Genomic DNA, 11,698 nt, shown 5'->3' with positions numbered 1-11,698 from the left:
TCAAAGGGGGGCGAAGGGGGGATAGGGGGCTAAGGGGGGATGTGGTGAAGACTTCTTGAAACCCAGCTTATGGGCGGAATCGTCCGACGATTTGTTCGATCGCCACCGCCAACCCCGCCCCCGACACTTCAGTCAAAACGCTAATCAGACGGTACAGAGCCACTGCCGCCAAGACGGTAACGGCGGGAAACTCCCCGTTTAAAACAGCGACGGCGGTGGCTTCAAACACGCCGATTCCCCCCGGTGCGCCGGGAACCACCAACCCCAACAGCCACGCCAAACTAAACCCTCCGAACAAACGCGGCAGTTGGGTCGTTTCCCAAGGAGCGATCGCCGTCCAGACCAGTAAAAACCCCAAACCGCGCAGCCCCACAAACCCCAACTCTCCCAGCAACGGACGTAACGGATAGCGGCGCATCCGACAGGGGACGGTGTCCGATAGCGATCCTTTGAGCTTGGCGCGTTCGAGGCGCTCGAGAACCGGATCGAGCAGTCGTGGGTGAACGCCGACGAGAACCGCAATAAACGCCGCGATCGACCACCCCGCGCGATCGCCGGGAATCACGAACGCCGCCAGCGGTAACGCCGATGCTGCCATCAACAACGCCTCCAAAACCACACTCGCCGTCGCCGCCACCGCCGACATCCCCACGTCCGCAGCTTCGCGAATCCGACCGTAAAAATGCCAGATATTCCCCGGTAGATACTTCGCCACGTTGGTTTTGAGAAAAACCCGCGTCGCCCACAGCATCGAGACCGGTTGGTCGAACTCCCGCAGAATCCACCCCCACACCCAACCCGACCAAGTATGTGCCAGCAGCGTGACGCCAAACGCCAAAGCGATCGAGATTCCACCGCGATCGCGCAATCGCAGTGCGGCCACCTCTTGCCAGTGGCTTTTGAGGGTTTGCGCGATAAAAAACAGCGTCGCCCCGAGAACGACCCAGCGCAAGTAGGGTTTGAGGCGAGAGAATAGAGATTTCAGCATCGGGATACGGTGGCAACGGGCGGTGAAATCCGAACATTTTTGGCATAATCGATCGCAATACTGTACGCACTCGAACCCATCCCGTGACGACTGACACGACCCCGAAAACCCCCGGACTCGATCCCGTCGATGCGATTCTCGATCGCGCCCTTTCTGGCGACGCCTTAACGGTTGAAGAGGGTACGACGCTGCTGCAACAAACCGATCCCCGCGCGATCGCGGCAATTCGCGAGGCTGCCGACCGGCTCCGACAGCAACAAGTCGGCGACACTATAACCTACGTCGTCAACCGCAACATCAACTTTACCAACATCTGCGAACAGCATTGTAGCTTTTGTGCGTTTCGTCGCGACGAGGGTAAAGACGGGGCGTACTGGCTCGATATGGGGGCGATTTTGGAGAAAACGGCCGAGGCGGTTCGTCGCGGTGCTACCGAAATTTGTATGCAAGGGGGACTTCACCCCAAAGCCAAAGAAGCGGGTACGTCCTTAAAGTATTATGTTCGTTTGGTTCGCACCATCAAAGACGAATTTAGCGACTTGCACTTACACGCGTTTTCTCCTCAAGAAGTTCAGTTTATCGCTCGCGAAGATGGCGTGAGTTACGAAACCGTCATTGCTACGCTGCGGGATGCGGGAGTCGGTTCGATGCCGGGAACGGCGGCAGAAGTTCTCGACGATGCGGTGCGTCGCGTTATCTGTCCCGAGAAAATCGATACGGCGACCTGGCTGGAAATCGTCGAAACCGCTCACCGTCTGGGCGTCCCGACGACGAGTACCCTGTTGTCGGGGCATATCGAAACGCCGCAACAGCAAATCGAGCATTTGTTGACGTTGCGATCGCTTCAAGAGCGGGCGATCGCTCGAAATTATCCCGCCCGTATCACTGAATTTATTCTGTTACCCTTCATCGGCCAAAATGCCCCCGCTCCCCTGCGACGCCGCGTCGGACGCGATCGCCCCGTTCTCGCCGAGGCTCTGTTACTGACGGCGATCGCGCGGTTGTGTTTGGGGCGCTGGATTCCCAACCACCAACCGAGTTGGGTGAAGTTGGAGTTATCGGGAGCGACCGAAGCGTTGAACTGGGGCTGTAACGATATCGGCGGAACGTTGATGGAGGAACACATCACGACTATGGCCGGCGCTCCAGGAGGAACCTGTATGGAACCGGAGACCTTAGAAAATGCCATTCGATCGCTCTCCCGTCCTCCCCAACAACGAGATACGTTGTACCGGGCGATCGCCCCTTCTGTAATTTCTCGGAATACTGTTGAAAAAACAGTGGTTGGATAGGAAGGTGTTCCTGCCTCTCACAGTTTTAAAACGATGAATGCAAAACGATGAGTTTTGGGTCGCCACTGTTTGCCCGTCCGATCTAATTTTACGAAAAAATACGCAACCACAAACGCGCGATCGATTGCGTATTTTTTCGGTTTTAAAAACTACCCCGATCTGGTAATTTCTTGACATCATTTTTCCATCCGATCGGGGTTGCATCTATGCTCGAACCCAACTCTCGAGTCCTGCATCGGAGAGCAGACGGTTTTACGTTAGTCGAAGGGTTAGTCGCCGTGGCGATCGTCGGTATTCTCACGGCGATCGCGGCACCGGGTTGGCTGGCCTTTGTCAACCGACAACGACTGATCGCCTCGAACGAAAGCGTCTACCTCGCCCTCCGTGATGCCCAAAGCCGCGCGACGGCGCATAAAGATGTCTGGCAAGTCAGTTTTCGCGAAAACGAAGGGCGCATCGAGTTTTCCGTTCATCCAGCCGATGGCGATCCTGCTTATTGGGACAGCTTATCGCCACGGGTTCAGCTTGACGAGGACAATACAACATTACGGGAGTCCCGAGGATGGCGTCGGGTTCGCTTCGACGAACGAGGCCGCACTCACGGACAACTCGGCCGCGTCACCCTCGTCAGTGGAGACAACGATCGCCACAAACGATGTACCATCGTCTCGACGTTATTGGGAGTGGTGCGGAAAGCGCGAGACGAACATTGCGATCGCTAGCGGCAAACCCTTGCTACCAATTGAGGACGTTTCCCCGCGCCATCGGTGCGATGACGTTGAGTCCTTGGGGAATACATTCGACTTCTACCGGCGTCGTTCCGATAATTTCTCCATCGACAACCACTTTACGGGGGGGATCGGTAGTGACGCGAATGCGAGAGGCTCGCAAGCGGATAATATCGTCCCGTTGGGTTTCCGTTTTCAAAATCGCCGCCCCCACCATACTGGCTAAGGCATCGATGGACTGCAAGCGGTTTTTGGTCGCGCCGATGGTGACTTCGAGAAGCCCGTCGTCGGGGATCGTTTCGCCGAATCCCTGGGCTAAAATCGACGTGGGGGGGGCGAGGTTGGCGATCGTAATCGCCCCGGAGCGCAGGTTGCGGACTTCCCCTTCAATTTCGATTTCAGCGTCGAACTGCTGCGACTCGCCAAAGCTTTGAATGCCGCTGAGAATATAAGCTAAAGGCCCCCATCGGTCTTTCATTTCGCGATCGGCGCGATCGACGATTTCCGCCTCGAACCCGATGCCCACCAACAGGATCGTCGTCATGCCGTTGCATTTGGCCGCGTCGATCGCTCGCTGACTGCCCGTGAGAATGGTTTTACAAGCCCCGCGCACGTTTTGCGGAATACCGAGGGCGCTGGCGAAGGCGTTAGCCGTGCCTCGGGGAACGACACCGAGCGGTACGTCCGTGCCGATGAGGGCGTCCGCCACAGCCGATACGGTTCCGTCTCCTCCCGAGGCGATGACGAGATCGCTCCCCCCTTCGACCGCAGCCCGGGCCAGCTCGCCAGGACTGCTATCGGGTTCGGTCACGCAGACGTTCAGGTGAATTTGAGATTCGAGCTGTTCGCGAATCGTGGCGAGATCGCGATCGGGGTCGTTTTGTCCGGCCACCGGATTGAAAATCAAATGGGCGACGCGATGGGCTGCCAGTCGCGCGACCACGGCTTCGGCCGTTGCGAGGTTGGTGGCGATGGGAATGTTATGCACGTCGCACACCCGCAGCAGCGCGCGAATGTCGGGTTCGTGAGGTTGGGCATACAGGGGATCGATGAGGAAAATCACCGCTAGCACCTCTTCTGAGGTGACGCGAGCGGCGATTTGCGTGTCGCCCCCCATCGGGCCGGAGAGCATTCGTTCGACCTCGAGTCCGGTTCCATCTCGAACGCGCTGGCCGGTGGTTCCCGTGGCGATGAGGTGATAGCGCGACAGAACTGACGATCGCTCTTGGACGAACGCGACCATCTGGTCTTTTTTGGAATCGTGGGCGATTAACGCGATAGTGGCTGGCACGTTTTTAGTGAAGAGTGGAGAGGGAAGAGTGAAAACAGAATTTGCTTGCTTTTTTGTCTATCATATATCGTGCAAATAGTCAATTTATTTTAATTAAAAAATCTCCCGATATTCGGATAATATCGGGAGATTAAAATACTCGATTTCGCGTTAACTCAACACTCGATTAAGTGTTGGATTCACCGTTAATCGTATCGGCTTTCAACACAGCATCGTCTTGAGAATATTCTTCGAGTTCGATTTGGGTTGGTTTGACGCCCCAAATTTGGTCGCAATATTCACCGATGGTGCGATCGCTCGAAAACTTACCCATGCGAGCGGCGTTGAGAATCGACATCCGCGTCCAATCGTCTACATTGCGATAGGCTTTGCTGACCTGTTCTTGACATTCAATATAAGACTGATAGTCCACCAAGAGCATATAGGGATCGCGATCGAGCAAATCGTCCACGATCGGTTTGAAGCGATCGCGGTCTCCCGGCGAAAAATCACCTTTGGCAATGCGATCGATCGCCCAACGCAGCTCGATATTATTGTTGTAATACCTCATCGGATCGTAACCCTTGGCTTTGAGGTCGTACACTTCTTGCGCGGTCAGTCCGAACAAAAAGAAGTTTTCCTCGCCCGCTTCTTCGCGAATTTCAATATTCGCACCGTCGAGGGTTCCAATAGTGAGCGATCCGTTCATGGCAAACTTCATATTGCCCGTTCCCGACGCTTCTTTCCCCGCCGTCGAAATCTGCTCGGACAAATCCGCCGCCGGATAAATCCGCTGACCGAGAGACACGTTGAAATTGGGCAAAAAGACCACTTTCAACCGTCCGCGCACGTCGGGATCTTTATTCACCACTTCCGCCACGGCGTTGATGAGTTTGATGACGAGTTTCGCCATGAAATAGCCCGGTGCGGCTTTCCCGCCGAAAATAAACGTGCGCGGTACAACATCAATACTGGGATCGCGCTTGATGCGGTTGTACAGTGTAATGATGTGAAGCACCGCCAGATGTTGGCGTTTGTATTCGTGAATCCGCTTGACCTGAATGTCGAACAGCGAATTAGCATCGACATCGATATTACGCGTAGCTTTGATGTACGCCGCCAAACGTTGCTTGTTAACGTGTTTGATTTCCCGCCAGCGTCGGCAGAATTCCGCATCGTCGATAAAGGATTCTAACTTGCGGGTTTCGTCTAAATTCTTCAACCAGCCGTTGCCGATTTTGTCCGTAATTAACGACGCTAGTTCCGGGTTGCTCAAGAGAATCCAGCGACGGGGGGTCACGCCGTTGGTTTTGTTGAAGAATTTTTCAGGCCAGAGGATCGCAAAGTCTCGTAGGGTATCGCTTTTGAGCAGTTCCGTGTGTAACGCGGCCACCCCGTTGATGGCGTGAGACCCCACACAGGCTAAATGCGCCATGCGAACTTGTTTTTCGTAGCCTTCCTCGATAATCGAGAGGCGAGCGGCTCGTTCGTCGTCACCGGGAAACCAGGTTCGCACGTCTTCGAGAAAGCGGTGGTTAATTTCGTAAATTAACTCTAAATGGCGAGGAAGCAGACGCTCGAACAGTTTTACAGACCAGCGTTCGAGGGCTTCGGGAAGTAGAGTGTGGTTGGTGTAGGCGAAGGTTTGGTGGGTGATGTTCCAGGCGGTATCCCAATCGAAACTGTGTTCGTCGAGCAACAGGCGCATGAGTTCGGCCACTGCCACGGCGGGATGGGTATCGTTGAGCTGGATGGCGAACCGTTCGTGGAAGTTGTCGAGGCTGGGTTGGGTTCGCAGGTGAATGCGAATCAGATCTTGCAGCGACGCCGACACGAAGAAGTATTGTTGCGCCAAACGCAGTTCTCGTCCCTGGGGGGTGTTGTCGTTGGGGTAGAGAACTTTGGAGATGGTTTCGGAGTCGATTTTTTCGGCGACGGCGCGATCGTAGTTTCCGGCGTTGAAGGCGTCGAAGTTAAACTCTTCGCTGGCTTCAGCTTTCCAGAGGCGCAGGGGGTTGACGGTGTTCGTGTCGTAGCCGGGAACGGGGGTGTCGTGGGGAATACCGATGACGGTGCGATCGGGAATCCAACAAACGCGGTAGTGACCTTTGGGGTCGTGGTACATTTCCGTATGACCGCCGAGTTTGACTTCGACCGTGTCTTCGGGGCGGGCAATTTCCCAGGGGTTGCCGAATCGCAGCCAGTTATCGGGGACTTCGACTTGCCACCCGTCTCGAATCATTTGATGGAAAATCCCGAATTCATAGCGGATACCGTAGCCGATGGCGGGAATTTCCAGAGTGGCGAGGGAGTCGAGGAAACAGGCGGCCAGACGTCCTAAACCACCGTTTCCGAGGCCGGGGTCTTCTTCTTGTTCGATGAGTTCCTCGAGGTCGAGGCCGGATTCTTCGACGACTTGACGGACTTTTTCGTCCAAACCCAGGTTGACGAGGTTGTTACCGAGATGTCGTCCCATGAGGAATTCGGCAGACAGGTAACAGACGACTTTTACGTTGTCTTCGCGGTAGGTGCGAGTGGTTTTGATGAAGCGATGGAGAAGCCGATCGCGCACCGTGTAGGCGAGGGCAAAGTAGTAGTCTTTGAGGGTGGCGATCGATTCGTCTTTTCCTTGTAGGTAGAAGAGATGGTCGGCAAACGCTCGTTTGAGGGTTTCCAAGCTCATGCCCGTGCGATCGTCTTCGATGCGGACTTGGGCGTTATCGGTAGAATAGATGACTTTATTCATAGTTGCGTTAGAGTTCGATCGACAATCGGGGATTTTTGGTGTGGGCGAGGTTGCGCTCCCTGACGAGATCTGGGCAAATCGACACGAACGAGGCGAACGATTGATGGGTGTATTATACGAGCCGTTCGGATCGACGTGCCGATTGGCTTGAAACTCTTAAGAATTTCAAGGTTTCGAGTCTGAATAGTCCCAAATTTTAGAAGCTAAATGACGAGCGCACTGTCACAATTATTGCTCTGGCACTCTCGAGCGGTTTCTATTTTTTAGGCGGAATCCTCACGCCCGAATTCCTTCCCCACGCCGCTTCGCGCTCGCGTGGGGACTGTCGCTATTTCTGTTCGACGGGTTGACGATCGCTCGAACCGCGAAGGTTTAGCAATGTTTTGGGAAAGATGGCTGACAAGGTCAGTTTTGCCGAGTTCCATCCATCCCGATGTCTCGAACCGATCGCGCCGCAACGCCTGCCAACTTTGTCGGATCGTGGGAACGGCACTGATGGCAACGAGAACGGATATACTCAGACCGACGGCGGTGTCCACCCAATGCCAGCCAAAGCAGTAAATGGCGATCGCCGCCACGATCGCCCCCACCGATCCCAAAATATCGGCGACGATATGTAAAAACGCCCCCCGTAAGTTCAAGTCTCGTTGGCTGTCGCGATGCAACAACGCCGCACTGATGCCGTTGACCGTCAATCCCAACACCGCCACGCCCAACATCGGCAAACTCAGAACCTCGGTCGGCGGTGCGTACCAGTGGTGCAAGGCTTCAACGGCGATAAGTCCTGCCATGACTAACAGGCTGAATCCGTTAACTAAGGCTGCCCAAATTTCCCGTTTTCCGGGGGCGAACGTCGGTCGTCGGACGTTCCAAGTCGCCCACAACGCCAAGGCCAACGCCAAGCCGTCGATCGCCATGTGACCGGAATCGGCCAGCAGAGACAGGCTGTGACTGAAGCGACTCGCGACCCATTCGAGAAGGGCAAACCCCAACGCCAAGGCGATCGCGACGGTCAGCGTGCGGCGTTTCGTCCGAGGCAAAACGGGCAAACAACAGGTACAAATCGAAAAGAAATCGTTCCTCAAGGCGTGCGAACCTACCAACGCGACAACAGCCGAGCGATCGCGTCGATCGCCCCTCTCTTCTCGATCCCCGCCGCGATCGAAAAGTTCCGGACAGTCGCGGAGCGTCGAATCGATCGAACTACTGTCGTTGGCTTTCTTTCGGCAGCGAAGGACGCCCCTGATAGGGCATGGGAATGTACTGCACCGACGGCCGCCCCGTCATCGGTTGCGGGTACAAATCCATCAAACTGTAAATTTCTGAGGGAAGCCCTGCCGTCACCGGCAATCCCAGATCTTCGGCTTCTTCGACTGAAATGGGGTAGTCGTGCGTCACCCCCCCCGTCGTCAGGGTTTCGATAATGCGATCGATATTGGCCGGATCGACTTTTTGCTTGGGAAAGCTATCTTCGAGTAACGCCCGCACGAATTTCTGAACTTGGGCGATCGCCTTTCTCGCCATATCTGCCGTGACGAGGGTTCGATCGTCTACCGCCTCAATGGGTTTGTCGTCGAGAACCTTCAACACGCTGGCCGCCGCCACGTTGCCCAACTGGGGATCGACGGGGCCTAACACGGCATTTTCGTCCATGACGATTTCGTCGGCTGCCATCGCCAGCATCGTTCCGCCGCTCATCGCGTAGTGGGGAACGAATACGGTCACTTTAGCTCGGTGACGCACTAAGGCTCTGGCAATTTGTTCGGTGGCCAGTACCAATCCCCCCGGCGTATGCAAGATCAAATCGATGGGAACGTCGGGAGGCGTCAGGCGAATCGCCCGCAAGACTCGTTCGGAATCTTCGATGTTGATGAAGCGAGAAATGGGAATTCCCAACAAACTAATGGATTCTTGACGGTGAACCATCAAAATAACTCGACTGCCTCGCCGTTGCTCGAAACCTTGAATCGCCGCCAAGCGACGGGCTTCTACAATTCGTTTTTGGATAACCGGCTGAAGCGACGAGATAAAAATAAAGATTAAGAACAGGTTGAAGAACATAAATTTCTGAAGATGCTGCCAGTAGAGAGGCGGTCTTTCGGGTTTGGCTCGATTTTATCGCTTTCCCATGAGAAAGGGGCGATCGCCGACGCATCGCCCCTTGTCCTTCAGTGTGAGTGTTGGCCAGATTCGGCTATAGAATCGTTAGAACCACGGGCCGAAGCTGAAGTAAAACGCAAAGTCTCCGCGATCGCTGATTCCGGCGGTCACGCGAACGGTTTCGACAATGGGAACGATCGGAAAATCGACGTTTAAGAAGTGCAGTCCGACGCTGAACCCAAAACCGTCTCCGGGTTTGTCGCGAGCTTCGGCCGGTTCGCCGATAACGTCGCCTCCCGTTCCTAAGTCAGAAGCATACTGAATCGCCACCGCACCGCGCAGTTTCTCGAACAAGCCCTCGTCCCAAGACAGAATAGGAAAGCGGTATTCCACGCGCCCTTGAATAAAACTGGCGGCCGTTCCCACGTCCCCGGTGCTGAAGCCTCGCACGGAGTTAAAGCCCCCCAGCTCGAAGGCTTCATAGCCCGGAATTTCTCCGATGGTGGCACCGCCTTGAGCGCCCAAAATCAGCGTGTGGGGGCCGTCGTCGTTGAGGGAGATGTACTGAACGTACGCACCGCTGAGGCGGTTGAAATCGACGCTCGAATCTCCCACGGGAATCGACTGCTCGGTGCCAAACTGGAACAGATTGCCTCGAATGGGAAAGCCGTATTCGTCGCGAGTGGTATTGTCCTGTTGGGCGAAGAAACTCAACAACAACAGGTCGTCTTTACCGTCGTCGCTGACGGAGAGGCGGTTGCCATCTTCGTCTTCTGCGTAGAGGTTATCGGTAAACGCCCGGTTTTGAATGCGGATTTTTTGATAGCTGATACCCGGTATCAGGACAGTATCGCCATCGCTGCTGATGGGGATAAACACTTGTCCTTGAAAGCCGAGACGGTTGACCCAGGGTTCGTGTTCGTCGCCGATCGGAAGGTACACTTCCCTCACGTCGTCGTCGTCTTCGTCGCTGAGGAAGGCGTTTTGTCGGGTGTTGACGAATCCCCCCGTTAAGCTGTAACCCAGTCGGTACTCTTCGCCGACGAGGGCAGCTTGGGTATAGGTCAATTCAGCGCCAGCTAAGTATTCCCCGCCTTGTCCCGTAAAGACGAGCGATCGCCCTCCTTCGGTGCGGTAACCCAGTTGAACGCCCCCGAAGACGCCCCGCGCGCGATCGATTCCGAAGTCGCCTCCGACTAAGAAGCCGTAATTCAAGTTTTCGAGCAGTTCCGTATCGTACACGATCGGAGACTGGGGACGAATCGGTCCTGAAAACGACCGAATGACGGAAGGTGCGCTGAATTCAAAGAACAACCCCCCGGTCGTTCGCCCTCGTTGCGGTCTCGCCGACTCTTGAGCTACTGGTGCGCTGTCTTCGCGCTCTGGATCGAGCGTCTCTTCAACAACGGGTTCTTCGGCTTCGGAATTCGAGAGATTGAGAGCGTCGGCTCGACGAAGATCGTTCGGATTGGCGCCTTGCAACTCGAAAACACTCTCGAACTGTTTGTTCGTCAGTGTCGTACCGACCCGCAAGGAGGGTTTTAAATGGGTTTCGATAACTTTCGATTCGGTGGCCGCCTCGACTGGACTGGCTAGGGTTACGCCTAACGCAACGGCGAGATAACCCCAGACTGGCGGCGAATCGGATTGAATTTTCATGCGTTCACTCCCCTAACCGTAGTTAATATGGCTTGTAACGCTTTTTACGCGCCCGTGCTTCGCTACTACACCCACGATATTAACGGTTCTTCCCCAGTCGTGGTACAAATTGAAAGATTCATTGACATACTCCCCGGCGTGAACGCACGGGGATTCTCACAAAGTGATTCTTGATTCATCGACACCACTTACTGTTTCAAGTTGCCTATCAACAGCAGGGGTGGTAGTCTCCTCAAGCGTTCCTGGTTCCCCAGCAGTTTCCCAATGCCCTTGGGTACTGTGATTCCACTCAATACCTAGAACGTTCATCCCTTTCTTTTGACAAGCCAAGTTGCCAAAAGTCTTCACCACAGAGGCACAGAGAAAACAGAGAGGGACTTATCGGATTAAAAAAACAGTATTTGAAATTAAAATTTTGTATAAATAAAACCCCAAACTTCTTTAAGAAGCTAGGGTTAATGTGGTATTTAAGCTTATATTGACGTTCTCCCCCGCCTGAAGGCAGGGGGATTCATCGTTCTACGAGTCTCCGTTAGCTGACAGGATTTCTCCAACCAACCAAGAGGGAATCTCTCCCGATGCGTGAATTCGGGTGCGCCCCACCCTACTCAGCCCCAATTTAAGGATGTTTATCGCTGCGTTCGTGTCGCGGTCGGCAACAAAGCCACAATGGGGACAAACATGAGTTCGAGTCGATAGCGTTTTCTGCACTTTTTCCCCACAACTCGAACAGTTTTGACTGGTATTGTGAGGCGGTACGGCAATGGCTATCTTCCCGTATTTGTCGGCAAAGTATTCGAGCCAACGACGAAACAGTGTCCATCCCGCATCATCCCCCCAACCCCCCTTGCTAAGGGGGGCGAAGGGGGGATGACGATTCTTGACTAGCCCTGCAACATTTAAGTCTTCGTAGGC

Annotated in this window: 9 protein-coding genes; 2 read left to right on the top strand and 7 right to left on the bottom strand. The window is 54.7% G+C overall.

Features of this window, described 5'->3' with window-relative positions:
- Positions 1 to 67 precede the first annotated feature (67 nt).
- Positions 68 to 988, bottom strand: coding sequence for a YbhN family protein (locus GEI7105_RS0127900; RefSeq protein WP_017663645.1), 921 nt, complete (start codon positions 986 to 988; stop codon positions 68 to 70).
- Positions 989 to 1,071: 83 nt separating this feature from the next.
- Here GEI7105_RS0127900 and cofH point away from each other — a divergent pair, with 83 nt between their 5' ends.
- Both cofH and GEI7105_RS0127885 read left to right on the top strand, forming a co-directional pair.
- A complete protein-coding gene (gene cofH, locus GEI7105_RS0127895; protein WP_017663644.1) occupies positions 1,072 to 2,280 on the top strand; it encodes a 7,8-didemethyl-8-hydroxy-5-deazariboflavin synthase subunit CofH in 1,209 nt (402 codons plus the stop codon).
- 206 nt (positions 2,281 to 2,486) lie between these two features.
- Positions 2,487 to 3,002: a type II secretion system protein gene (locus tag GEI7105_RS0127885; RefSeq protein ID WP_017663642.1), complete on the top strand. Its 516-nt coding sequence runs from the start codon at positions 2,487 to 2,489 to the stop codon at positions 3,000 to 3,002.
- 13 nt (positions 3,003 to 3,015) lie between these two features.
- On the opposite strand, the gene mgsA is transcribed toward GEI7105_RS0127885, so the two are convergent.
- From mgsA to GEI7105_RS32880, 6 genes are all read right to left on the bottom strand, one after another.
- Entirely contained in the window at positions 3,016 to 4,299 is a 1,284-nt protein-coding gene (gene mgsA / locus GEI7105_RS0127880; RefSeq protein ID WP_017663641.1) for a methylglyoxal synthase, read from the bottom strand.
- Between the two features lie 166 nt (positions 4,300 to 4,465).
- Positions 4,466 to 7,024, bottom strand: coding sequence for a glycogen/starch/alpha-glucan phosphorylase (locus GEI7105_RS32895; RefSeq protein WP_017663640.1), 2,559 nt, complete (start codon positions 7,022 to 7,024; stop codon positions 4,466 to 4,468).
- A gap of 263 nt (positions 7,025 to 7,287) precedes the next feature.
- Positions 7,288 to 8,073, bottom strand: coding sequence for a cation diffusion facilitator family transporter (locus GEI7105_RS32890; RefSeq protein WP_158413283.1), 786 nt, complete (start codon positions 8,071 to 8,073; stop codon positions 7,288 to 7,290).
- 154 nt (positions 8,074 to 8,227) lie between these two features.
- Complete coding sequence (locus GEI7105_RS0127865) at positions 8,228 to 9,085, bottom strand: SDH family Clp fold serine proteinase (RefSeq protein ID WP_017663638.1); 858 nt, start codon at positions 9,083 to 9,085, stop codon at positions 8,228 to 8,230.
- Between the two features lie 144 nt (positions 9,086 to 9,229).
- The gene (locus tag GEI7105_RS32885; RefSeq protein WP_017663637.1) at positions 9,230 to 10,783 is read right to left on the bottom strand and encodes a BamA/TamA family outer membrane protein; all 1,554 of its coding nucleotides are present in this window, start codon (positions 10,781 to 10,783) and stop codon (positions 9,230 to 9,232) included.
- Positions 10,784 to 11,302: 519 nt separating this feature from the next.
- Positions 11,303 to 11,698 (bottom strand): RNA-guided endonuclease InsQ/TnpB family protein (locus GEI7105_RS32880; RefSeq protein ID WP_017663636.1); only part of this gene is annotated, 396 nt, incomplete at its 5' end.

This window comes from Baaleninema simplex PCC 7105 (assembly GCF_000332355.1).
In the GTDB taxonomy this organism is placed as follows: Bacteria; Cyanobacteriota; Cyanobacteriia; order Cyanobacteriales; family Geitlerinemataceae; genus Baaleninema; species Baaleninema simplex.
Note: the sequence above shows the minus strand (reverse complement) of the source record. Positions and strands in the feature narration are given on the sequence as shown.